Here is a 22,615-nt window from a genome sequence, read left to right as displayed (position 1 = left end):
ACATCCTCCCCACGAAGCTGTTACTTGCGGATGAGCGGGGCGGGTCGCCCCGTGAGCAGTTCATGCATCGCAGCCGCGGCGGCCGTCTGCACGCGCAGCGAGACGACGGTGTCGTCGCCGGCGTAGCGCAGCCATGCGCCCGTGTCCCCCGGCAGCACGCTGACGCCGAAGCGTGCGGCGGCGTCGCCGGATGCCGCGACCACGGCACCCACGGCATCGTGCAGCACCTCCGCGACCCGTGCGGCGGGCTGCAGCGGTGTGACGACGTACAACGACGCCACGATGTCGCGGCCGCCGAGCACCGCATCTCCGCCGACGCGGCCGTCGCGGGGCACCAGCCGCACGCGGTCGATGGCGACGGGCTCACCGCCCTGGTCGTCGGGACGGCGGACGTCGAGGTCGCTCGCATAGGCACTGAAGGCGTACCGCTCACCGCGCGTCAGGCGGCCGGCGTACACCGTCTCGCCGACCAGCAGGGTGGCATCCGGATGAACGCGCGCCGTCAGCTGTTGATAGAAGCGCGAGTCGACATACGGGATGAGGGGGTCGGGGAGGTACTCCACGTATGCACCCTCGGCAACGTCGATGTTCACGATCGACGTCGCGTAGCCCGAGACCATCCGGTACACCTTCGTGTGCGCCTGCGTCGTGATGAAGGCCGAGGTCCCCTCGCCGAAGGTGAGGTCCATGCGCTGACGGTCGTTGTGCAGAATGCCGCCGCCGGTCGTGATGAGGTACGTATACGGCATGTCGGGCCGCAGGGTGTTGTAGTACAGCGGCTTCATGATCTGCAGCGGAGCCTTCTGGTAGTGATGCACCAGCTCCGTGCGCTGCGCGTCGCCCCGCCCGCGCAGCGCGAATCCGAGTTCGAGGATGCCGACTTTTCCCGGGCTCCCCACGGGCAGCGTATAGCTCTCGGTGCCGTAGCGGGCCACCTCGATCGGCACGTGCGTCGGCTCGAAGTGGGCGGGCTGCAGGCGCGGCCCGCCGTACAGCGGTGCCGGCTCCGGCGTCGGCGACGACGACTCGGCATCCACCTCGCCCACCTCGAGATCGGTCACGAGACCAGCTCGCCCGTCTTCGCGTGCCACACCGACATGATCGTGTCGAAGAGCTCCTGCACCCCGGTGCCGTCGAGCGAGTTGGTCAGCACGACCGGCTTGCCGCTGCGCACCGCGTGGGCGTCGCGCTCCATGATCGACAGATCGGTGCGCACGTACTGCGCGATGTCGATCTTGTTGATCACCAGGATGTCGCTCTCGGTGATGCCGGGACCGCGCTTGCGCGGCATCTTCTCCCCCTCCGATGTGTCGAGCACGAACACGAACACATCCGCCAGCGACGGCGAGAAGGTGAGCGTCAGGTTGTCGCCGCCGGATTCGTAGATGAGGGTGTCGATGTCGGGGAAGCGCTCGAGCATCTCCTCCCCCGCGGCGAGGTTCATGGTGGGATCATCGCGCACTGCGGTGTGGGGGCAAGCGCCCGTCTCGACACCGACGACGCGCTCGGGGTCGAGGATGCCGGCGAGCTCCCGTCGCACGTGGTGGGCGTCCTCCTGGGTGTAGATGTCATTGGTGATGACGCCCGGCGTACGGCCGCTGGCGATGAAGATCGGCACCAGCGCCTCGGTGAGCGCGGTCTTGCCCGACCCCACGGGGCCGCCGATTCCGACGCGCAGAACGTTGTCGCTCATGTGTTCCTCTTTCCTTGCCTTCGTGTGCTCAGTTGGTGAAAAGTCGCGCCTCGGCGCGCTCGTGGCCGGCCGACATGATGTCGCCCATCGGCACGAAGCCGCCGATGTCGGCGACCGGGCGCACCAGCGCGTCTGCGGTCACCGCCTCGATGACCGGGTGAACACGCCGGATCATCACCTGCGCCGACCGGTGGTCGGCCAGGCGCAGGCGCAGAGCGGCGAACGCATAGCTCGCGGCGAACGCGAACAGGTCCGCCGCCACCGCCGCGGCGATCGGCACCCGTTCCGCCGCGTAGCAGACAGCCGTCACGACGGGCTGACAGCCGGGCGTGCGGCGCTGCTTCACCCGTGCCGCCCAGGCCGCGATGTCGTCGGCCCCCGGGGTCCCCTCGAAGATCTCCGCGGTGATGTCGGCGAGCTGCCTGCCGCTTCGCACACTGGATGTGCGCAGCTCCGCATTCAGCTTCGACGCGAACAGCACCCGGTCGATCTCCGCGACCGCGTCCCACTCGCCGCGCGACGCGCAGCCGTGCGCCCGCGCGAGCGCCGTGGCGTCGCCCGGGCCCACCGCGGAGATCAAGAGATCCTCGAGCAGGTCGCCCACGGTGCCGGCATCCACCAGCCCGGCCTGGTGGAACCCCTCCAGGCCGTGCGACATCGTGTAGAACCCACTGGGGAACGCGGAGTCGGTCAATTGCAGGCCGACCAGCAGCGGTGCCACCGCCGACCCCGCGCTCGTGATGATCGTCATCTCGTGGCGATCACGCAAGGAAGAACAGCTGCGTCAGCGGCAGCGACTGGGCGGGCTCGATCTCGGCCGGAACGCCGTCCAGCGACACCCGGTACGTCTCCGGATCGACCGTGACCTCCGGCGTCTCGCTGTTGCGCACCATGCTGCTCTTGCCGATCGAGCGGGTGTTGCGCACCGGCAGGATCTGACTCTTCAGCCCGAGCTTCTCCGGCACCCCCTTCTCGATCGACACCTTCGACACGAAGGTCGCCCTCGTCGCGTGAAGCGTCTGGGGCAGGGCACCGAACGCCGGACGGAAGTACACCGGCTGGGGCGTGGGCAGCGACGCATTGGGGTCGCCCATCAGGCCCCAGTTGATCAGCCCGCCCTTGATGACCACCTTCGGCTTCGCCGCGAAGGTGTCCACCGGCCACAGCACGATGTCGGCCATCTTGCCGGGCTCGAGCGAGCCGACGTAGTCCGAGATGCCGTGGGTGATCGCGGGGTTGATCGTCACCTTCGCGAGGTACCGCAGCACCCGGAAGTTGTCGTTGTCCTCGGCATCCTCCGGCAGCTTGCCGCGCTTGTCCTTGCAGTGGTGCGCCGTCTGGAACGCCCTCGTCACTGACTCGCCGATACGGCCCATGGCCTGCGAGTCCGACGAGAACATGGAGATGACGCCCATATCCTGCAGCACGGTCTCTGCCGAGATCGTCTCGGCACGCACGCGCGAGTCGGCGAACGCGACGTCCTCCGGCGCGTCGTACGACAGGTGGTGGCACACCATCACCATGTCCAGCAGCTCGTCGACCGAGTTCACCGTGTACGGCAGCGTGGGGTTCGTCGAGGACGGCAGCACGTTGGACTGTCCGGCGATCTTCATGATGTCGGGGGCGTGGCCGCCGCCGGCACCCTCGGTGTGGTACGTGTGGATCGTCCGCCCGTTGATGGCCGAGATGGTGTTCTCCACGAATCCCGACTCGTTCAGGCTGTCGGTGTGGATGGCGACCTGGATGTCGTACTCGTCGGCGATCTGCAGTGCCATGTCGATGGCGGCCGGGGTGGTTCCCCAGTCCTCGTGCACCTTCAGCCCGCCCGCGCCTGCTTCGACCTGGTCGATGAGAGCCTGCGGCAGCGAGCTGTTGCCCTTGCCGTGGATGCCCACGTTGATCGGAAGGTCGTCCCACGCCTGCAACATCCGGTGGATGTTCCAGGTGCCCGGCGTGCACGTCGTGCCGTTGGTGCCGTCCGTGGGCCCCGTGCCGCCTCCGAAGAGGGTCGTGATGCCGTTGGAGAGCGCGTTGTACACCTGCTGCGGGGAGATGAAGTGCACGTGCGGGTCCATCGCGCCGGCGGTGGCGATGAGGTGCTCGCCAGCGATCACCTCGGTGCCGGGACCGACGACGAGGTGGGGGTCCACGCCCTTCTGAGTCTGAGGGTTGCCGGATTTGCCGATTCCCGCGATCTTGCCGTCCCGCACGCCGATGTCCGCCTTGACGATGCCGAGGATGGCATCCATGACGATCACGTTCGTGATCACGAGATCGAGCGACCCCTGGGAGGAACTGGCCTGGGGGTCTGCCCCCATGCCGTCACGGGCGGACTTGCCGCCGCCGTACACGACCTCATCGCCGTAGCTGTCGGCGGCGTAGTCCTTCTCGATCTCGATGACGAGGTTCGTGTCGGCCAGATGCACTCGGTCGCCGACGGTCGGACCGAAGAGGTCGGTGTACTGCTTCTTGGAGATGATGGCCATGGCTACTTGCTCCCCTTCTTGCTTCCGGATGCGTTCTTGTTCGCTTTTCCGTTTCCGGATGTCTTCGCGGTCTTGGCCGGAGCGTTCGGGGTGCTGTCGGCTTCGCCGTCCTGGTAGCCGCGCTCGACGAGGAGCTTCAGCGCCTCGACCTTCGTCTGCGGCGCGTCCAGACCGCCGTTGACGAACCCGTTGAAGCCGATGATCCGGCGCGCGCCGGCGAAGGCCACCAGTGTGACCTGCTTGGTCTCGCCCGGCTCGAAGCGCACCCCGCTGCCTGCCGGGATGTCCAGGTGCATCCCCCACGCCTGCTCGCGCGGGAAGCGCATGGCCGAATTGACTTCGAAGAAGTGGAAGTGCGAGCCGATCTGCACCGGCCGGTCGCCGGTGTTCGTGACATTCATCGTCGCCGAGGGCCGACCCTCGTTGATCTCGATCGTGTCGGCACCGTGGTGGTAGCTGGGGCGTCTGCTGAGCATGATGTTCCCTCCGGTTACGACTCAGTGGTCGTGGTCGTGGTGCGCGTCGGAGAGCGCCAACGCGTCGCTGTCGTGATGGTGCACGTGGGCGTGAAGGCCCCCGTGCGTGTGGGAGTGCCGCGTTCCGTCGGCGTGGTCGTGCGGGTGGGGGTGGGCGTGGGCGTCCCCCTCGAACGCGTGCGAGTGGGCGTACCCGTGGCCGTGGTCGGCGAGGAGCCCCGCCTCGATGCCGTCGTCACCGTCATCGAGGGCGGCGAGCGCGTCGCGCACCCGGGTGCCGATCACCCGCACGATCGACGCGTCGCTCATCAGCGGCCCGCCGAATTCGGCGTCTGCTGCGGGCAGCGAAGCGGCGAATCCCGCGGGAACCGCCACGACGCGCGTCGCGCCGAGCGTGCGCAGCCGCGCCGCTGCTGCCGAGATCTGGGCGCCGTCGTCGGCGATCGCCACCGCCACCTCGTCCAGCGCGCCGTGCGTGGCGACGAGATAGGCCACGCGGTGCAGCTCCGCCTCGTCGAACGGGTTGGAGTGCGGCGCGACGATGAGCAGGGCGGATGCCGGATCGACGAGGCTCGCGCGATTGGCTGCGGTGCGCAGCCAGGCGGTGAGATGGTCGATCTGGCCGAAGGGCGCGGCCAGCGCGAGCCGCCCGGGATGCGTGCGGTTCAGCCAACGGAGCGTCTTGGCCGCATCGGCGACCATGGCGGGGTCCCGCCCGAAGGTCATCGGGAGCACCACGACGCGGTCGCCGTGGTCGAGTGCGGCGCGGGCGATGTTGTCCAGCGCGCGGCCCGCGACGGTCGTGCGCGCCCCACCTGCGAGCGGCTCGAACCGTTCGAGGTCGCGCGCGTCGTCGCTCTCGTGTCCACCGACCAGGACGACCTGCACTCCGGTGGCGCCCGTCATCGTGTCAGCCGCCGATGGGATCGTGGCAGGAGACCAGCTTGGTGCCGTCGGGGAAGGTCGCTTCGACCTGCAGCAGCGTGACGCGCTCGCGCACCCCGTCCATGCACTGGTCGACGGTGACGATCTTCTTGCCGAGCTCCATGCAGTCCGAGACGGTCTTGCCGTCGCGGGCGGCTTCGAGAACGCCTTCGGTCACGAGGGCGATGGCCTCGCTGACATTGAGCTTGGTGCCGCGATCCCGGCGGCGTCGCGCGAGCTCCGCGACCTGGTAGACGTACAGCTTGTCGATCTCTCGTGGCGTGAGGTCCATTGCAACTCCTGACATCAGATGAGGGAGGAGGCGCTCCGACGTGTCTGCGTGGGGCGTCGATAGGGGGTCAGCATTACACGCGAAGACGGGTGTGACCAGGCCCGTCGTCGACCGTTCCAGCGCTCCTGCGACGAGGTCGCAGGAGCCCTGGGCATGGCCCTCCGGCGGGGCTATAGTCGAGGCCTCGAACGGGGGTCGCATGGTCAGATCGGGGAGTGTCGCGGGCGGCTGGCTGATCCTCGTCTGCTGTCTGTCGCAGTTCCTGCACACCGTGTACGGCAGCGTCGCGAACATCGCCCTCCCCGACATCTCGCGGGATCTGGGTGCCGGAATCGACTCGCTGCAGTGGGTCGTCAGCGCATATGTGCTCACCCTGGCGAGCCTGCTGATCTTCGCGGGGAACCTGGCCGATCGCATCGGGCGGCGCCGTGTGCTGGTGCTCGGCAACGTCGTGATGATCACCGGCTCGATCATCTGCGCCGTCAGCACGTCCGTGCCGCTGCTCATCGTCGGGCGGGTGATCCAGGGCGCAGGCAGCGCCCTGATCGCACCCGCCGGACTGTCGCTGCTTGCGGCGGCGTTCCCCGAGACCGCGCGCCGCGCCGTCGCCGTCATGTGGTGGACGACGATCGGCACCGCGTCGCTCGCAGCCGGCCCGATCCTCGGCGGACTGATCGTGAAGGACCTCGGCTGGACCTCGGTCTTCTGGGCAGGCGTGCCCCTGGGAGCGGTCGCCTCGATCCTCGCCGTGGTCCTGCTGCAGGAGTCCCGCGCCCAGCATCCGGCGCCGCTCGACGGCGTGGGACAGCTGCTGCTGACGCTCTTCCTCGCCGCGATGGCCTTCGCCCTCATCGAGGGCGTGCACCTCGGCTGGACCTCGGTGCCGGTGCTCGTGGCGATCTTCGTGGCGGTGGCGTCGCTGGTCGCTCTGGTGCCGTACGAACGACGTCAGCCGGATCCGCTCCTGCCCCTGCATCTGCTCACCGACAGGCCGTTCGTCACCGCACTGACGATGGCGATCGCCGGCTACCTGTCGCTGGCGGCACTGCTCTTCCTCAACACGTTCTACCTGCAGTCCGAGCGGGGGCTGAATGCCACGGCGGCGGGTCTCATGACGATCCCGCTGGCCGCCGGCGCGACGGCGTCCGCACTGTGGGCCGCCCGCCTCGTTGCGCATCAGCGCTCCCGCGCCGCCCTCATCGCCAGCGGCGCGCTCATCGCCATCGGCGCCGCGGGCCTGTGGCTGACCGAGAGCGCCCCGCTGTGGACCGTGATCGTGCCGTACTTCGTCTTCGGGTTCGGTTTCGGCCTCATCGCGGACCCGGTGAGCGTCACCGCGCTCTCGGAGCTGCCCACCGAGGAGTCCGGCCTGGCGTCGAGTCTCATCTCCACGTCCAAGCAGACCGGCCAGCTGCTGGGCATCGCCGGCGCCGGATCGATCCTCGCCGTCGCCGGCACATCATCGGATGCGGTCGCGTTCGACGACATGGGCGGGTGGGTGTGGGCGGTGCTGGTGGCGGCGGGGGCGCTCATCGCCGTGCTCGCCGTCAGCACGCCACGCACGCACATCCCCGTGCCCCGCAAGCCCGCCGCCGTGCACTGAGCCCAGCTCAGCGCTGAGCCGGGTCAGCGCGACGCGCGGCGGCGACGGCCGATGTCGGCGGGCACCTGCGCGGTCGTCCCGTCGGGAGGGTCCACGGTTCCGGGGCGGATCGACTCGATCAGTGCGAGCACCGACTGGTTCAGGCGCGTCAGCTGGATGAGCGCGTCCGCTGCAGGCCCCTCGCCCGTTCCAGGGTTGAGCGCGAGATCGGCCAGGGGGTGCAACCTGCTGGGCAGAGCGCCTCGCAGCACCTCCTGGAGGGCCGCGAAGTTGTCGTCGGACATCTGCGCGAGACGCGACCACTGCGCGGTGTCGGCGGGGCTGTCCGCGCGCGGTAGCCGCACGAGCGAGCGTCCCAGGCGCCGTTCGTAGTCGAGCACCGACCACAGCGCCGTCAGCTGCGCTTCGATGCCGTCGGTGCGCAAGGAGCCGGGGTCCCGGCGCAGCGGAGCCGCCCGCATCTCCAGCGATCGCAGCTGGCCGGCCAGCTCGCGCTCGCGCTCGGCGACCTGCTGTGGGGTCAGCGCCTGCTCCCCCCTACGCGCGGCGAGCAGGTCCGACATCAGCGCCCGCGCCCGCCCCACAGTAGACGTCATACCCGCCGCGACCTGCGACCCGGTGCGGGTGGGCAGCAGCAACGCGGAGATCACGATGGCGACCACGCCGCCGACGAACGTCTCGAGCATGCGCGCCTGCACGGTCTCCACGCTCAGCGTGCCCATCACGTCGTACATGGTCGCCAGCCCCAGCGTGATCCAGAAGACCATCGCCGCCGGCGAGATGGAACGGGTGAAGGCCACGAAGAAGACGCTCACGATCAGCAGCGGGTAGGCCCAGAGCGGATCGTGCCCCGCGACGATCGCCAGCCCGAACGCGATGCCGGAGGCGGCGACGGTCGCGACGATGCGCTGGATGCTCTTGACCCGGGTCTCCCCGTCGGAGCCGCTGATGGTCTGAAACGCGGGCATGGCCGCCCAGTACTGATGCGTCGACGAGACCAGCGAGCCGAGGAGCAGCGCGATCCCCGTCGCGGCGGTCGCCTGGGCGGCCTGCCGGTCTGTCGGCCGCAGCGCACCCGTGCGCTGCGGCGGTGGCGCCGGGTGCGCTGCGGCGCCCGACTTCTGCGCGGCCCCCGGGCCGGGGTCCGTATCGGCCGCGGCTTCCGGGAGGGACTCCAGCGCCTTGTCGTCGGCCAGCTGCAGACGCCGCAGGCGCTCGACGGCATAGCGCAGCTGCATGATCGAGAACAGCACCCGTCGCACGTCGCTGGTGAGCCCCGGGGGCAGCTCGAGGTCCTTGCGCGAGCGCTCCGGCGGCGCGGCCGAACCGCGGAAGGCCGAGATCTCGGCGCTCGTGGCGACGAGGTCGCCGGCCAGGCGCGCACGCTCGTCGACCGTGATCGCGATGCTGGGGACGACCGGCAGCAGCGTCAGCAGGTTCTCGGCCGCCAGCTGCACGTCGAAGATGCGCATGCGCAGCACGCGCACCCGCATCGGATTCATCTGATCCCCCGACATCCGCTCGAGCGGCCCGTTGATGTCATCGACCGTATGCTCCAGCGCGGTACGGGCTGAGCGCAGCTCCCGCACCAGACGCCGGTCGGGCCGGCCGCTGGACACGAGATCGACGAGCGTGTCGAGAAGGTCCTCGATGCGCTCGTACACGGCCGCGATGCCGGCGTGCACCTGCCTGGCTGGCGGCGCGCCGGGGATCGCCTGCACCAGCCAACTCGCCGCCAGCCCGACGATCGCCGCGAGCAGCGAGAAGAGGATGTCCTGCGACGACAGGTGCACGAGCAGGCTGAAATAGAAGATCAGGAAGAACAGCTGTCCCATCGCCCCCACGCGCGGGCCGAAGCGCCGCAGCCAGACGGCGAGTCCCGCGGCGAGCGCCATCGACACCACGATGACGGGCTGATCCGCCGACAGCAGGGCACCGAGCACGACGGCGAGGGACACCGGGATGATCGAGACGAGCGCCCTCACCGTGCGCGCGGCGGGCGCGGCCTGCGCAGCGGCAGCGGGCGTGGTGAACAGCGCCACCATCGCGGCGAACACCGCACCACTCTGGTCGCCCGGTCCGAGCACCTGCGATAGCGGGATCACCACCGCCAGCGCGAGGGCCACCGCCGCCAGTGTGCGCAACGCGTCGATCAGACGTGCCCAGCCGGGGTCGATGAACAGGTGGCGCCGGCGCAGCCAGCGTGTCAGGCGGGAGGGCCTGCGGCCGGGATCACCCTCGACCGGCGCCCCCAGGATCGGCACCCGCGCGCCGACATCCGAGGCGGCGAACAGCTCGGCGGGGGTCGCGTCGTCCAACGGGATGCCGTCGGGCGTCGCCGCCGTGCCCCGGTACACGGGCTGGTAGTCGAGGTCCCTCGATATGAGTGCCAGCAGCCACTGCGACTGCACCTCGAACGGCAGCCACTGCACGTAGCGCCGGTAGGCGTCGGCCGTGCCGGGGTCGGCAGAGCGCTGCGCCGCCGCACCCGGCGCGGCCGCGGCGGGACCGGCATCCGTCGGCGCCGCACCGGCACCGGGCGCGACGAGTGCGCCGATGCGCTGCTGCACCGTGAAGAACCGCACCACCCACGGGTCGAGCTTGGCGGCGCGGCCGCCACGTTGCAGGACAGCCATGGCCGCGGCGAAGTCCTCTGCCGACACCGGCTCGGGGTTCTGCGGCGCCACGCGTCCCAGCATCCGCAGCAGTGCCGCCCGCAGGTCGTAGAACTGCTCGGTCAGCCGCGCGAGTCCGGGCTCCTTGGCGGGGTCGCTGCCCGTCGGCAGCCCCCACCGCAGCGCCCCGATCACCCCGGAGGTCATGTACAGCGAGAAGGGCAGCGAGAACTGGTCGCGGCCGCTCTGGAAGTAGTAGGCCACGGGGTTCTGCGACAGGCCGTCGGAGTAAGCCGCGAGCGAGTCGGCGATGGCGCCCAGCTGGCTGTCCAGGCCGCGGGCCTGACCATCGGGGAAGAACGGCGCGAGGGTGTCGACGGGTGCGACGACCCCATGCCCGGCGTGGAAGAAGTTCGACGAGAGCGCCCGCAGCGACTGGACGACGCCGTAGATGTTGCTGAGGAAGGCGATGATGAACGACAGCAGCAGCACGTCCGCCATGGCCTCGCTCACCGTCAGCAGGTCCAGGATGGGTCCGCCGGGCGAGATGTTGTCCACGCCGACGGTCGAGAACTGGCCGACGCTGAGGTAGAGCGCTCCCCAGTAGTCCTGCGGCACGCCGGTGGAGATCTGCAGGTCTCCGGCCAGCATCGCGCCGTAGTAGATGAACGAGAACCCGAGGATGATGCCGGTGACCCACCAGAGAATGGACGAGACGATGAGCAGGCCGGTCACCTGGCGCAGCACCACGGGCCGCCACCGACGGCGGATGCGCCGCGTTCCCGCGCGGATGAGGACCCACTCCCAGCGCACGACACGGTGAACGAACAGCCCTGCCTCGTCGTAGTTGAGCACACTGAGGAAGACGTCGAGCAGCGTCGCCGCCAGTACGACGATGCCCAGGACGATCCATACGACCTCCATCACGCCGCCTCCCTCACCTGTCGGTGCCCGACCGCCGTTGCGAGCCCCGCCACCGCTGCGGCGACCAGCAGCCCGGGGGCGAGTCCGTGCGGCGAGAGCAGTGCGCCGACGAAGGCGCCGGCGCACAGTAGGACGATGGCTGCCAGGCGCCTCGCCACTCCGGAGCCCCGGGCACCCAGACCGAGGAACAGGCTCATGCCCACCCCGACCGTGGCACTGCTGACGGCGATGGTGATGAGCCCGGGCACTGCCAGACGCATCGCCTCGGCGCCCTGCGCCCCCATCGCTAATGCCATCGCGGCGGTCGCGGCGAACGCCCCGGCGTCGAGCCGGTGGGGCTGCCAGAATGCGGCGAACACCGCCACGGCCGTGAGCGTGCCGGCGACGGCGGCGAACACCACGGTGGTGCGCCGCCCCCAGCCCGGAGCCGCGTGGCGGGCCGTCGCACCGACGACGCCCGCACCGATGAGGAACCACGCCAGGGCGAACAGGGAGGGGAACCAGTGGCTGCCTCCGGCGCCGACGATCCCCATGCCCACGATCAGCACGTTTCCCGTCATGTTGGCGGTGAAGACCCCGCTGAGCACCACCCAGCTGAGCGCGTCGACGATGCCGGTGCCGAAGGTCACCGCCAGCAGGCACCCGGTCAGGGTGCGCGCCCGCCCCCGTCCCCGCGCACCGTCAGCCGCGGCCGCGGGCGCAGTGGCAGGACCGGACGGCACGGGGGTCACCGCCCGTGCCGCGTCACAGGGCTCGGCCGATCGCCAGTCCGACGACGGCCAGCAGCACCGTGAGGATCAGCATCCCCAGCGAGTTGGCGAAGAAGCGTCCGTACGTGCGCTTCTGCAGCATGTGCACGGTGTCGACCATGGCGGTGCTGAAGGTGGTGAACCCGCCCATCACCCCGCCGCCGAGGATCGTGAGCCATGCGGCATCCAGCACCGAGGAGTCCGACAGACCGGTGAGGAACCCGAGCAGCAGCGAGCCGACGGAGTTGATGACGAAGGTGCCCCACGGGTAGCCGGAGGACACGCGGCGCATGATCAGCCCATCGGTGACGAACCGCAGGGCCGCTCCCAGGCCACCGCCGACGACCGCGAGGAGGAAGACTCCGACGGTCATGACGCGCCACCCTTCGTCGCGGGGGCGGGTCTGGCGGGGAAGGCCACCCCGGCCAGCCACACTCCGAGCCAGGCGGTCAGGATGCCGCCGATGAGCGTGCCGAGCGCATAGGCGACGCCGATGAAGCCGTCGGTCTCCACGAGCAGCGCGCTGTTGGTCGCCAGCGAGCTGTAGGTGGTGAAGCCGCCCATGATGCCGGTGCCGGCGAAGAGGCGGAAATCGCGCCTGCCGGGTGTCTCGGGCTTGCGGGAGGCCAGCGCCGTGAGGAGGAATCCGAGGAGGAAGGGACCGAGCAGGTTGGCTGTGAGCACCGCCCACTCATCCCCGCGCTGCTCGGGGATCGCGACGGTGAGCCCGAGTCGTGCGGCCACCCCGACCATGCCCCCCAAGAAGACGAAGGCGATGAGCTTGGGCTGCGCGAACGCGGGCGTGGGGTGGTGCGGTCTGCTGTCTGTGGCATGCTCTCTGACCGTCATGGCGGTGAGCATAGTGACGCCCCGACACCGCGACTAGGGGGGTCGGTGGCGGCCTGCCGGTGCCGGCGGAGGGTAAACTGGAGGTTCGCTCGCCCCCTGCGCGAGGTGGTCGCACGGCTCTTCCGCTGCGGTCCGAGGCTCGAAACCTCCGGCATCTCTCACCCAGACACCCGGAGGTTTTTCCATGTCTTCACCCCTGTCCCCGCGCACCCGCTGGTGGGCCCTCGCCGTGCTGTCGCTCACACAGCTCGTAGTCGTCCTCGACGGCACGATCGTGAACATCGCGCTGCCCCAGGCCCAGGCCGCCCTCGACCTCACCGACAGCGCACGCCAGTGGGTCGTCACCGCCTACGCCCTCGCGTTCGGAGCGCTGCTGCTTCTGGGCGGCCGCATCGCCGACTACTGGGGCCGCAAGCGCACCTTCATGGTGGGCATGGTGGGCTTCGGCATCGCCTCGCTGTGGGGCGGGCTGGCCCAGACCGGCGCCGAGCTGATCCTCGCCCGCGGCCTGCAGGGCGTGTTCGCCGCACTTCTGGCGCCGGCGGCCCTGGCCCTGCTGACGGTGACGTTCCCGACGGGACGGGACCGCAACACCGCCTTCGCCGTGTTCGGCACGGTCGCCGGCGCGGGCGCGGCCGTCGGGCTCGCGCTCGGCGGCCTGCTCACGGAGTTCTTCAGCTGGCGCTGGTGCCTGCTGGTGAACCTCGTCTTCGTCGTCGTCGGCCTCGTGGGCGCGGCACTGTTCCTGCGCGAGTCCAAGGCGGAGGGCGACAACCGGTACGACGTCCGGGGCGCAGTGACGGTGACCCTGGGGCTCGGCTCGCTCGTCTACGGCTTCAGCCTGGCGGAGTTCGGCTGGGGCAACCCGGCGACCGTCGGCTTCCTCGTCGCCGGTGTCGCGCTGATCGCCCTGTTCGTGTGGATCGAGACGCGCGTCGCCAACCCCCTGCTGCCGCTGCACGTCGTCACCGACCGTGTGCGTGCCGGCGCCTTCCTCATCCAGGCCGTCGCCGGCAGCGTCATGATCGGGGCGACGCTGTATCTCACCTTCCACCTGCAGCTCGTCCTCGGCATGACGGCGCTGACGGCGGGCATGGCGAGCCTGCCCCTGCCCCTCGCGACGATGCTCACTGCGGCGCTGGTCACCTCGCTGCTGGGGCGCATCGGCCCGCGGCCGCTCATGATCACGGGGCCCGTGGTCGTGGCGGGGAGCCTGCTGCTGCTCTCACGCATCACCGGAGGCTCGTACGCGGTCGAGGTGCTCCCCGCACTGATCGTGATGGGGGTCGGGATGGCGTTCATCTTCGTGCCCCTGCAGAACCTGGCACTCGCCGGCGTTCCGGCGCACGATGCCGGCGTCGCCTCCGCGACGGCCAACTCAGCCATGCAGATCGGCGGTTCCATCGGGCTATCGGTGTTCACCGCCGTGTACGCCGCGGTGGTGGGGACCCACGGGTCGGGTCTGCCCTCCCCCGCTGTGCTCGTCGAGGGCTACAGTGCGACGTTCGTCACTGCTGCGGTCGGGATGCTGGCGGCGGCCGTGATCGCGATCGTCTTCGTACGCAATCGCCGGACCGACCGCCTGCGCCTCGACGGCCCCACGGCCGACGCACACCGCTGAGACCGACCCCCGGGCCGCCTCCTCCCCGGGGGCGGCCCGGGCGTGGGGCCCGTGCGCCGGGCTAGGCTCGGCCCATGATCGACACGCTCGAAGGCACCGTCAACTTCCGCGATGCCGGCGGGATGCCGCTGCAGGGCGGAGGCTCGACGGCGGCGGGCGTCCTGTTCCGCTCCGACGCGCTGGGCGGACTCACCGCCGACGGCCTCGGACAGCTCGCCGAAAGCGACATCGAGGTGATCGTCGACTTCCGCACCCCCTTCGAGCAGCAGATGGCTCCCGACCGGCTGCCCGCCAGCCGCGCCTTCCACACCGTCCGGCTGCCGCTGCTGGAGGGCGCCCTCACCGGGCTCGCCCAGCAGGCGATGCAGATGGGACGGCAATCGGGCGACCGGGGTGCTGCGGAGCAGGCGATCGCCGACGCCCTGGAGCAGCTCCCCACCCTGGAGGAGATCTACGCGCGGATGCTCGAGCACGGCGCCACCGCGTTCGCCGAGGCCGCCCGCACGGTGGCGGCTCCCGTCGAGCATTCCCAGGGGGTGCTCCTGCACTGCACGGCCGGCAAGGACCGCACCGGCGTCGCCATGGCCCTCATCCTCGACACGGTCGGCGTGGAGCGTGACGCGATCGTGGCGGACTACACCGCCTCCGAGCGCAACCTCTCCGGCGCGTGGGCGGACCAGATGTTCTCCCTCGTCACCGGCATGGGCGTGCCGCTGACACCGGCCCTGACCACGCTGATCGCCGGCGCACCGGCATCCGCCATCGAGGCGGCACTGGCCTGGGTCGACGAGCGCGGCGGATCGGCCGCGTATCTGCGTGCCGGGGGGCTCAGCGAGGACGAATCGGCGGGGCTGAACGCGCGCCTGCGCGGCTGAGGCGGCTCAGACCTCGAAGTCCACGGCGGCGCGGTCGGAGCGCAGGCCGCCGATGAAGGCCGCGACCTCTTCGTGCGCGGGATGCACCTGGTAGGCGTCGAGACCGGCGGCGTCGTCGAAGTCCGCCACCAGCACGAGGTCCCAGTTGCCGGGAAGGTGCAGCGCCTCGGCGCCGGCGCTCATGGCGCGCAGCGACGGAACCACGCCCACGAGCGCGGTGAGCCGGCGCGCGGCCTCGGCAGCCTGCGCCGAGCGCACGGCGGGGTCGGCATCGGCGAACGTGAACGCCGCGACGTGACGGATCATCGGGAGACCTCCTCGGTCAGTGCGGCGCGCAGCCGGTCGGGCGAGACGCGCCAGTGGGAGTGCAGACGACCGTCGACGAGGACGACCGGGATCTTCTCCCACCACAGGTCGTGGAGAGCCTGGTCGTCCTGGATCGACAGCTCGTCGACGGTGACGCTGTCCTCGGGCAGCTCGGCGACGACAGTCTCGACGACCTCCCGTGCCACGTCGCAGAGGTGGCAGTCGGGCTTGGAGATGAGGGTGAGCCTGGTCACGTCAGTGCTCGACGGGAAAGCCCGAAGCGATCCACTCCCCGGTGCCGCCCGCCACGTTGGTGGCGTCGTAGCCGCGCTGCTCGAGCGCGGTCACCACCTGCGCGGAGCGGCCGCCGGCCTGGCAGATGACGTCGAACGGCTCGTCGGGCAGACGATCGAGCAGGTCGCCCAGCTGCGACATCGGCAGGTTCACCGCACCGGGCACGTGGCCGGCGGCGAACTCGTGCTCTTCGCGCACATCGATGAGCGGAGTGCCCTGGCGCTCGCGCAGCTGCTGGACGGTGATCGACTTCATGACGGTCCTTTCACACCCGGCCTTCAGAACACGAAGCGCCCCCTGCGACGCGGTGAACCGGTCGGGGGCGCTTGTGTGGGATGCCGCTTACTTCTTGTTGCGGCGCTGGTGGCGAGTCTTGCGAAGCAGCTTGCGGTGCTTCTTCTTCGCCATGCGCTTGCGGCGCTTCTTGATGACTGAACCCACGGAAAACCTCACTATGTCAGGGGTCTGGGAGTGGTGGAACCACACCCGGGATCGGGCAAACGGAAAAATGCCTCGGATCAGTCTAGCCGACGTCGGCGATAGGACGTTGCAAGGCATCCACGACGGCACTCTCGGGCACGCGGTAGCTGCGGCCGAAGCGCACGGCGGGGAGCTCGCCGGCATGCACGAGGCGGTAGACCGTCATCTTGGAGACGCGCATGAGCTCGGCGACCTCGGCGACCGTCAAGAATCGCATATCCGGCAGTTCAGCCATGGTTCCCCCTCGTGATGACCACACTCTAGGGTCCGCATGCGACGGCTGTAAACCGGTGTGACCACTGGGACGGCTGTGGTGTAGGGCTCAGCGCCCCGGCATCCTGCTGAACACGCTCGAGAGGGCATGCTTCGCGGATGCCGCGGCGCGCCCGACAGCCTCCGCCGCCTGCGCGGCGGATCCGGGGAGGGCGGGGAGCTCCTCCTGCTCCTGTTCCAGCATGAACGGCATGAGCCAGTCGTCCACGATGTCCAGCGGCGCCGTGGAGAGGCTGTAGTAGCGATGCTGCCCTTCCTCGCGCACGGAGACGAGCCCTGCCTCGCGCAGGACCTTGAGATGCTTGGACACCGTCGGCTGACTGACACCGAGATCCGCCACGATGCGGGACACGCTCGTGCCACCGTGCTCACCGCCCGACGTGCGCGCGAGAAGGAGCTGCAGGATCTCCCGACGGGTGCCGTCGGCGATCACGTCGAAGATATCCGCCATGGGGTATAGGTTAGCCGCGCCCCTGCGGGAGTACCATGACACGGATCCGAGAGCGAGGAGGACCCCGCATGACGGGGCGAACCGTCGGCACCCGGCTGCGTAGCCGCGCCCTCGCGCGAATGAATCGCATCCGCGACACCTTCCGCGACTTGACGACCTCCTCTCCCGCACGATTCGCGGTGATGATCTTCGTCGTGCTCATCCTCGTGTTCACGGCGCTGTACTCGCTTCCCGCCGCCGCGGCGGACGGGCGGGCGACCCCGCTGGCGGATGCCCTGTTCACGGCCGTCTCCACGATCTGCGTGACCGGACTTGCCACGGTCGACATGTACGCGCACTGGTCGCCGCTGGGCCATGTCATCACCTACATCGGCGTGAACGTCGGGGCACTGGGCGTGCTGACCCTCGCCTCGATCCTGGGTCTGGTGATCTCCAAGCGGCTCGGCCTGCGTGCGAAGCTCATCGCCGCCGGCGACACCAATCCGCTGCGCGCCCACGGCGGGCCCGTCAACGAAGGACAGACGGTGCGGCTGGGTGAAGTCGGCCAGATGCTCTCGACCGTGGCGCTGTCGACCCTCATCATCGAGGCCGCGCTCGCGGTGCTCATCTATCCCGCCCTGCTCGCAGCCGGCATCGACCCTCTCACCGCCCTGTGGGAGGCCCCGTACTACGCGGCGATGTCCTTCACGAACACCGGATTCGTCCCGAACGCCGAAGGTCTGGCTCCCTTCGCCGACGACTACTACTTCCTGACCGTGCTGATGATCGGCGTCTTCCTCGGGTCCATCGGCTTCCCGGTGATCTTCACCCTGTGGCGGCACACGTGGCACGTGCGCCGCTGGTCGCTGCACACCAAGCTGACGCTCATCACCACGATCGTGCTGTTCTTCGCGGGGGCCGTGGCGGTGGTCAGCCTGGAGTACGCCAATCCGAAGACCTTCGGGGCGATGGATGCCTGGGACACCGCGTTCCAGTCGCTGTTCCTGTCGGCGATGACCCGGTCCGGCGGCTTCTCGCTCATCGACATCGGAGAACTCAACGGCTCGTCGCTCATGGTCGGCTCGATGCTCATGTTCGTCGGCGGCGGCTCGGCTTCCACGGCGGGTGGCATCAAGGTGACGACGCTGGCGGTGCTGGCACTGGCGGTGTGGTCCGAGGCCAAGGGGCGCCAGCAGGTCGAAGCCTTCGGACGCCGCATCCCCAGCGACGTGCAGCGCGTCGCGCTCTCGGTCGTGGCGTGGGGCGCGACCATCGTCGCGCTGTCGACCATCACGATCGCGCAGATCACCAAGGCGCCCGTCGAATTCGTGCTGTTCGACGTGATCTCCGGGTTCGCCACCGTCGGGCTGTCGACGGGACTCACCGCGGAACTGCCCGACTCGGGCATCTACGTCATGGCCGCGACGATGTTCATGGGCCGCGTTGGTACAGTGACTCTCGCCGCGGCCATCGCCGCGACAGCGCGTTCGCAGCTGTACTCGATGCCGGTGGAAAGGCCGATCGTTGGTTGAGCAGATCCGGGGAGACGCTCCCGTCCTCGTCATCGGACTCGGTCGCTTCGGCGCCGCGTGCGCGGGGGAACTCGACCGCCTCGACCGCGACGTGCTCGCGATCGACGCGAACCTCGAGCTCGTGCAGAAGTGGTCCGAGCGCGTCACCCACACCGTGCAGGCCGATGCGCGCAACATCGACGCCCTCAAGCAGGTGGGTGCACAGGACTTCCAGGTGGCCATCGTCGCCACCGGCTCGTCGATCGAGGCGTCGGTGCTCATCACCGCGAACCTCGTTGACCTGAAGGTGCCGCAGATCTGGGCGAAGGCCGTCTCGCAGTCGCACGGCAAGATCCTGGCCCGCGTCGGGGCGAACCACGTCGTCTACCCCGAGCGTGAGGCCGGCGAGCGCGTGGCGCACCTCGTCAGCGGCCGCATGCTGGACTTCATCCGCTTCGACGACGACTTCGTGCTGGCGAAGATGTATCCGCCGAAGTTCATCCGCGGCGTCGGGCTGAACGAATCCGGCGTGCGCACGAAATACCGGGTGACCGTCGTCGGGGTGAAGAGTCCCGGCAAGCCCTTCCGGTACGCCGAGGCGAACACCGTCGTCACCAACCACGACCTCATCATCGTGTCGGGCACGAACTCCGACATCGAGAGGTTCGCGGGCCTCGACCGCTGAGGCCGCGCGAGGCTCAGTCGCCGGCGGCCAGCTCCCGGGCCCGCGCGAGCGCGGCATCCGTGGCGCGGGCGAACAGTCCCGCCAGATCGGCGTGCTGCAGCACCGCGACGGCCCGCTCGGTGGTGCCCTTCGGGCTCGTCACCTGACGCCGCAGCTCTGCGGGATCCTCACCGGATGACTCCAGCAGCGCGGTCGCGCCGAGGAAGGTCTGCTGCACCATGAGGCGGGCGTCGGCGTCGGCGAAGCCCTTGCCCCGGGCGGCGGCGGTGAGCTCCTCGATGAGGAGGAAGACGTAGGCGGGGCCCGAGCCCGAGATGGTGGACAGGGCGTCGATCTGCTCTTCGGGCACCTCGACGACGGCGCCGACCGTCTCGAACAGCCGACGCACCAGCGCGACGTGGTCCGCGTCGGCGGTGGTGCCGGGAGCGAGCCCCGTGACGCCCTTGCCGACGAGGGCGGGGGTGTTGGGCATGGACCGCAGCACCGGCACCCGAGGACCCAGGATCGACTCGAATGTGGCGACGGTGACGCCGGCCGCCAGGCTCACCACGACCGTGCCCGGCCGCACGGCCGGAGCGATCTCGCGCAGCAGATCGGGCACCAAGGCGGGCTTCACCCCGATGAGCACGATGTCGGCGGATTCCGCCGCGCGCACGTTGCCCTGCGGATCCCGCTCGAGGGCGATGCTGCGCACGCCGGGAAGCCCTTCCAGCGCCGCGGCCTTGGCCCCGGTGCGGTTGGTCACGGTGACCTGCGGCGCGGATGCCGAGCGCACGAGACCGTGCAGCACCGCACCCCCCATGGAGCCGGCGCCGAGGATCGCGATGGGGGGCAGAGCGGAGGTCATGGGGCCATCCTCGCAGACGACCGGCGGGACTCACCGGCGCATGCCCGGCCCCGTCGGCGCAACGGGCGCGCGGCTATAGTGACGAGCACGGGCGCGGCCCGCACCCGCTTGCATCGAGCAGACGAAGGACGCAGGACGCATCATGCAGACCCTCCTCGACGGGATCCAGTCGCGCCTCATCGAGACGCCGCGGCTGACGGTGAACATCCTCGAGCGCGCCGCGGACGACCCGGCCACCCCGGAGGACCGCACCGTGGTGTTCGTGCACGGGAACGTCTCGTCGAGCCTGTTCTGGCAGGAGATCATGCAGGACCTCCCCGGAGAGCTGCGCGCCCTCGCGGTGGACCTGCGCGGGTTCGGCGGCACCGACCACGCCCCCGTCGACGCCACCCGCGGCGTGCGCGACTTCAGCGACGACCTGCACGCCACCCTGGATGCCCTGGGGCTGAGCGCCGTGCACCTCGTGGGCTGGTCGCTGGGGGCCGGGGTCGTGATGCAGTACGCCCTCGACCACGGCGCACGGTCGCTGACCCTGGAGTCCCCCATCTCCCCCTACGGCTTCGGCGGCACGCGCCGCGACGGCAGCAGGCTCACCGATGACGACGCGGGATGCGGGGCGGGAGCGGCCAACCCCGACTTCGTGCAGCGTCTCAACGACCGGGACACCGGCGACGAGGCATCCACCTCGCCGCGCAACGTCTTCCGCAACTCCTACGTCGCCGCGGGCTACCGCACCGAGCACGAGGACCTGTGGGTCGCCTCGATGCTCACCACGTCCACCGCGTCGGGCAACTATCCCGGCGACACCGCCCACAGTGACAACTGGCCGGGCTTCGCCCCGGGGACCACCGGCGTGCTCAACGCCCTCGCGCCGCGCTACTTCGATGTGTCGGGCGTCGTCGACCTCGACCCGAAGCCGCCGATCCTCTGGGTGCACGGCACCTCCGACGCGATCGTGTCCGACGCGTCGTTCTTCGACTACAACCAGCTGGGACAGCTGGGGATCGTGCCGGACTGGCCGGGCGTCGACGCGGCGCCGGCGCAGGCGATGGTCACGCAGACCCGCGATGTGCTGGGCGCCTATGCCCAGGGCGGTGGCGACGTGGTCGAGGTCGCCCTCGAGGGCGTCGGCCACTCCCCCCACCTCGAGCGCCCGGCGGAGTTCCGCCAGGCTCTGCTGGCGAACATCGGCTACATCGGCCGTCGCGCCGACCCCGCACCGCCCACCGAGGCGATCGTCATCGCCTCCTCGGACTGACGCCATCGGGCGGGGGGGGGGGCCCCGGCGCCGGGGGGGGGGGGGGGGGGGCCCCCCCCCCCCGCCCCCGCCGGGGGGGCCGCTCCCGCGGGGGGGGGGGGGGGGGCGCCCCCCCCCCCCCCCCCCGCCGGCCGACCAGGTTCAGAATTCGCGACGGGCGCCGAAGAAGGCGCGCAGCAGCGCCACCGACTGCGCCTCGCGCACCCCGGCGACGACCTCGGCGCGGTGCGGCAGGCGCCGGTCGCGCACGACGTCGTACATCGACCCCGCCGCTCCCGCCTTGTCGTCCCACGCGCCGTACACGAGACGGTCCACGTGGGCCTGGAGGAGCGCACCCGCGCACATCAGGCACGGCTCCAGCGTCACCACGAGGGTGCATCGGGAGAGATTCCACGAGCCGAGCGTCTGGGCGGCGGCGCGCATCGCCACCACCTCGGCGTGCGCCAGCGGGTCACCGGTGGCCTCGCGCAGGTTGCGGCCCTCGCCGATGACGGCGCCGGTCGCATCGGTCACCACGGCGCCGACGGGGATGTCGCCGTGCGCGGCGGCCTCGGCGGCGAGCGCCAGCGCACGGTCCATCGCCGCCAGGTCGGCGTCTCGGGCAGGCAGGGTCACGCGCTCCAGGCTATTGCCCCGCACCCGTGCGAAGAGGGAGCTGCGCCCATCGCCGCAGCCGACGACGTCGGATCCGAGCGTCTCGCGCAGGCTCTCGCGGCCGACGACGGTGGCGGACGACCCCACCGCGTAGGCTGGACTCATGCGTGTGCACGTGGCCAACCACCCCCTCATCACCCACAAGCTGACCGTGCTGCGCGACGAGCGCACACCGTCGCCGATGTTCCGACAGCTGGTGGAGGAACTCGTCACCCTGCTCGCCTACGAGGCGACCCGCCAGGTGCGGGTGGACCCGGTGTCGATCCGCACGCCCGTGACCGAGACCACCGGCGTGAAGCTCAGCGAGCCCCGCCCCCTCGTCGTGCCGATCCTGCGCGCCGGTCTCGGCATGCTCGAGGGCATGGTCCGGCTCATGCCGACCGCCGAGGTGGGCTTCCTGGGAATGCTCCGCGACGAGGTGACGCTGCAGCCGGCCACCTACGCCGAGCGCCTGCCCGACGACCTCAGCGACCGGCAGTGCTTCGTGCTGGACCCCATGCTCGCCACCGGCGGCTCGCTGGGTGCGGCGATCGACTTCCTCTTCGCGCGCGGCGCGCAGGACGTCACCGCCATCTGCATCCTGGGCGCACCCGAGGGTGTCGCTGCCATCGAGCGCCAGGTCGGCGACCGCGATGTGACCCTGGTGCTGGGTGCGCTGGACGAGCGGCTCGACGAGAAGGGGTACATCGTGCCCGGTCTCGGCGACGCCGGCGACCGCCTCTACGGCACCGTCTGAGACCCCGCCGCGCGGTGCGATGCGCCGACGGCGC

25 protein-coding genes and 1 pseudogene are annotated in these 22,615 nt (G+C 70.4%); 7 read left to right on the top strand and 19 right to left on the bottom strand.

From position 1 onward, the window contains the following. Nucleotides 1-20: 20 nt before the first annotated feature. From NQ165_RS05795 to NQ165_RS05765, 7 genes and pseudogenes are all read right to left on the bottom strand, one after another. A complete protein-coding gene (locus NQ165_RS05795; RefSeq protein ID WP_257532019.1) occupies nucleotides 21-1,061 on the bottom strand; it encodes an urease accessory protein UreD in 1,041 nt (346 codons plus the stop codon). After that, nucleotides 1,058-1,693 carry an urease accessory protein UreG gene (ureG, locus tag NQ165_RS05790; RefSeq protein WP_257526126.1) on the bottom strand — a complete coding sequence of 212 codons (636 nt, stop codon included), beginning with the start codon at nucleotides 1,691-1,693 and terminating at the stop codon, nucleotides 1,058-1,060. Before ureG ends, NQ165_RS05795 begins: the two co-directional genes overlap by 4 nt. Before the next feature lie 28 nt (nucleotides 1,694-1,721). Further along, a complete protein-coding gene (locus NQ165_RS05785; protein WP_257526127.1) occupies nucleotides 1,722-2,444 on the bottom strand; it encodes an urease accessory protein UreF in 723 nt (240 codons plus the stop codon). 10 nt (nucleotides 2,445-2,454) lie between these two features. Beyond that, a complete protein-coding gene (gene ureC, locus NQ165_RS05780) occupies nucleotides 2,455-4,179 on the bottom strand; it encodes an urease subunit alpha (RefSeq protein WP_257526128.1) in 1,725 nt (574 codons plus the stop codon). Between the two features lie 164 nt (nucleotides 4,180-4,343). Further along, nucleotides 4,344-4,655, bottom strand: a pseudogene (locus tag NQ165_RS05775) (urease subunit beta); the annotation flags it as partial. Between the two features lie 21 nt (nucleotides 4,656-4,676). Continuing rightward, nucleotides 4,677-5,561, bottom strand: coding sequence for a hypothetical protein (locus NQ165_RS05770; protein WP_257526130.1), 885 nt, complete (start codon nucleotides 5,559-5,561; stop codon nucleotides 4,677-4,679). Nucleotides 5,562-5,565: 4 nt separating this feature from the next. Then, entirely contained in the window at nucleotides 5,566-5,871 is a 306-nt protein-coding gene (locus tag NQ165_RS05765; protein ID WP_257526131.1) for an urease subunit gamma, read from the bottom strand. 199 nt (nucleotides 5,872-6,070) lie between these two features. Here NQ165_RS05765 and NQ165_RS05760 point away from each other — a divergent pair, with 199 nt between their 5' ends. Beyond that, a complete protein-coding gene (locus NQ165_RS05760; protein ID WP_257526132.1) occupies nucleotides 6,071-7,474 on the top strand; it encodes an MFS transporter in 1,404 nt (467 codons plus the stop codon). A gap of 23 nt (nucleotides 7,475-7,497) precedes the next feature. On the opposite strand, the gene NQ165_RS05755 is transcribed toward NQ165_RS05760, so the two are convergent. The 4 genes from NQ165_RS05755 to NQ165_RS05740 all read right to left on the bottom strand — a co-directional run bounded on the left by NQ165_RS05755 (nucleotide 7,498) and on the right by NQ165_RS05740 (nucleotide 12,611). After that, nucleotides 7,498-11,013 carry an FUSC family protein gene (locus tag NQ165_RS05755; protein ID WP_257526133.1) on the bottom strand — a complete coding sequence of 1,172 codons (3,516 nt, stop codon included), beginning with the start codon at nucleotides 11,011-11,013 and terminating at the stop codon, nucleotides 7,498-7,500. Beyond that, a complete protein-coding gene (locus NQ165_RS05750) occupies nucleotides 11,013-11,642 on the bottom strand; it encodes a YoaK family protein (protein WP_257526134.1) in 630 nt (209 codons plus the stop codon). Before NQ165_RS05750 ends, NQ165_RS05755 begins: the two co-directional genes overlap by 1 nt. A gap of 115 nt (nucleotides 11,643-11,757) precedes the next feature. Beyond that, nucleotides 11,758-12,135: a CrcB family protein gene (locus NQ165_RS05745; RefSeq protein ID WP_257526135.1), complete on the bottom strand. Its 378-nt coding sequence runs from the start codon at nucleotides 12,133-12,135 to the stop codon at nucleotides 11,758-11,760. Next, on the bottom strand, nucleotides 12,132-12,611 hold the full coding sequence (locus NQ165_RS05740; RefSeq protein ID WP_257526136.1) for a CrcB family protein: 480 nt from the start codon (nucleotides 12,609-12,611) through the stop codon (nucleotides 12,132-12,134). Before NQ165_RS05740 ends, NQ165_RS05745 begins: the two co-directional genes overlap by 4 nt. 184 nt (nucleotides 12,612-12,795) lie before the next feature. Here NQ165_RS05740 and NQ165_RS05735 point away from each other — a divergent pair, with 184 nt between their 5' ends. Beyond that, on the top strand, nucleotides 12,796-14,232 hold the full coding sequence (locus NQ165_RS05735; RefSeq protein ID WP_257532017.1) for an MFS transporter: 1,437 nt from the start codon (nucleotides 12,796-12,798) through the stop codon (nucleotides 14,230-14,232). A 74-nt stretch (nucleotides 14,233-14,306) separates the two neighbouring features. Next, nucleotides 14,307-15,107, top strand: coding sequence for a tyrosine-protein phosphatase (locus NQ165_RS05730; RefSeq protein WP_257532015.1), 801 nt, complete (start codon nucleotides 14,307-14,309; stop codon nucleotides 15,105-15,107). 6 nt (nucleotides 15,108-15,113) lie between these two features. Here the strand turns inward: NQ165_RS05730 and NQ165_RS05725 are convergent, their stop codons facing one another. From NQ165_RS05725 to NQ165_RS05700, 6 genes are all read right to left on the bottom strand, one after another. Next, nucleotides 15,114-15,413, bottom strand: coding sequence for a Dabb family protein (locus NQ165_RS05725; RefSeq protein WP_257532013.1), 300 nt, complete (start codon nucleotides 15,411-15,413; stop codon nucleotides 15,114-15,116). After that, a complete protein-coding gene (locus tag NQ165_RS05720) occupies nucleotides 15,410-15,667 on the bottom strand; it encodes a glutaredoxin family protein (RefSeq protein WP_257532011.1) in 258 nt (85 codons plus the stop codon). Before NQ165_RS05720 ends, NQ165_RS05725 begins: the two co-directional genes overlap by 4 nt. A gap of 1 nt (nucleotide 15,668) precedes the next feature. Next, a complete protein-coding gene (locus tag NQ165_RS05715; RefSeq protein WP_257526141.1) occupies nucleotides 15,669-15,962 on the bottom strand; it encodes a rhodanese-like domain-containing protein in 294 nt (97 codons plus the stop codon). An 87-nt stretch (nucleotides 15,963-16,049) separates the two neighbouring features. Next, nucleotides 16,050-16,148, bottom strand: a complete 99-nt coding sequence (locus NQ165_RS05710; protein WP_003792170.1) for a 30S ribosomal protein bS22 — start codon at nucleotides 16,146-16,148, stop codon at nucleotides 16,050-16,052. A gap of 82 nt (nucleotides 16,149-16,230) precedes the next feature. Further along, on the bottom strand, nucleotides 16,231-16,422 hold the full coding sequence (locus tag NQ165_RS05705; RefSeq protein WP_257526142.1) for a helix-turn-helix domain-containing protein: 192 nt from the start codon (nucleotides 16,420-16,422) through the stop codon (nucleotides 16,231-16,233). 87 nt (nucleotides 16,423-16,509) lie between these two features. Next, nucleotides 16,510-16,911, bottom strand: a complete 402-nt coding sequence (locus tag NQ165_RS05700; RefSeq protein ID WP_257532009.1) for a helix-turn-helix transcriptional regulator — start codon at nucleotides 16,909-16,911, stop codon at nucleotides 16,510-16,512. Between the two features lie 68 nt (nucleotides 16,912-16,979). Between NQ165_RS05700 and NQ165_RS05695 the strand changes: the two genes are divergently transcribed. Both NQ165_RS05695 and NQ165_RS05690 read left to right on the top strand, forming a co-directional pair. Then, the gene (locus tag NQ165_RS05695; RefSeq protein ID WP_374940927.1) at nucleotides 16,980-18,422 is read left to right on the top strand and encodes a TrkH family potassium uptake protein; all 1,443 of its coding nucleotides are present in this window, start codon (nucleotides 16,980-16,982) and stop codon (nucleotides 18,420-18,422) included. Then, the gene (locus NQ165_RS05690) at nucleotides 18,415-19,086 is read left to right on the top strand and encodes a TrkA family potassium uptake protein (RefSeq protein ID WP_257526144.1); all 672 of its coding nucleotides are present in this window, start codon (nucleotides 18,415-18,417) and stop codon (nucleotides 19,084-19,086) included. Before NQ165_RS05695 ends, NQ165_RS05690 begins: the two co-directional genes overlap by 8 nt. A gap of 13 nt (nucleotides 19,087-19,099) precedes the next feature. Here NQ165_RS05690 and proC read toward each other — a convergent pair whose 3' ends face one another. Further along, nucleotides 19,100-19,933 carry a pyrroline-5-carboxylate reductase gene (proC, locus tag NQ165_RS05685; protein ID WP_257526145.1) on the bottom strand — a complete coding sequence of 278 codons (834 nt, stop codon included), beginning with the start codon at nucleotides 19,931-19,933 and terminating at the stop codon, nucleotides 19,100-19,102. Between the two features lie 142 nt (nucleotides 19,934-20,075). On the opposite strand from proC, the gene NQ165_RS05680 reads away from it, so the two are divergent. Next, nucleotides 20,076-21,191: an alpha/beta fold hydrolase gene (locus tag NQ165_RS05680; protein ID WP_257526146.1), complete on the top strand. Its 1,116-nt coding sequence runs from the start codon at nucleotides 20,076-20,078 to the stop codon at nucleotides 21,189-21,191. A 141-nt stretch (nucleotides 21,192-21,332) separates the two neighbouring features. Here the strand turns inward: NQ165_RS05680 and NQ165_RS05675 are convergent, their stop codons facing one another. Next, nucleotides 21,333-21,770, bottom strand: a complete 438-nt coding sequence (locus NQ165_RS05675) for a nucleoside deaminase (RefSeq protein WP_257526332.1) — start codon at nucleotides 21,768-21,770, stop codon at nucleotides 21,333-21,335. A 178-nt stretch (nucleotides 21,771-21,948) separates the two neighbouring features. On the opposite strand from NQ165_RS05675, the gene upp reads away from it, so the two are divergent. Continuing rightward, on the top strand, nucleotides 21,949-22,581 hold the full coding sequence (gene upp, locus NQ165_RS05670) for a uracil phosphoribosyltransferase (RefSeq protein WP_257526147.1): 633 nt from the start codon (nucleotides 21,949-21,951) through the stop codon (nucleotides 22,579-22,581). Nucleotides 22,582-22,615 lie beyond the last annotated feature (34 nt).

The organism is Microbacterium sp. zg.Y1084, assembly GCF_024623595.1.
Classification (GTDB): domain Bacteria; phylum Actinomycetota; class Actinomycetes; order Actinomycetales; family Microbacteriaceae; genus Microbacterium; species Microbacterium wangruii.
Note: the sequence above shows the minus strand (reverse complement) of the source record. Positions and strands in the feature narration are given on the sequence as shown.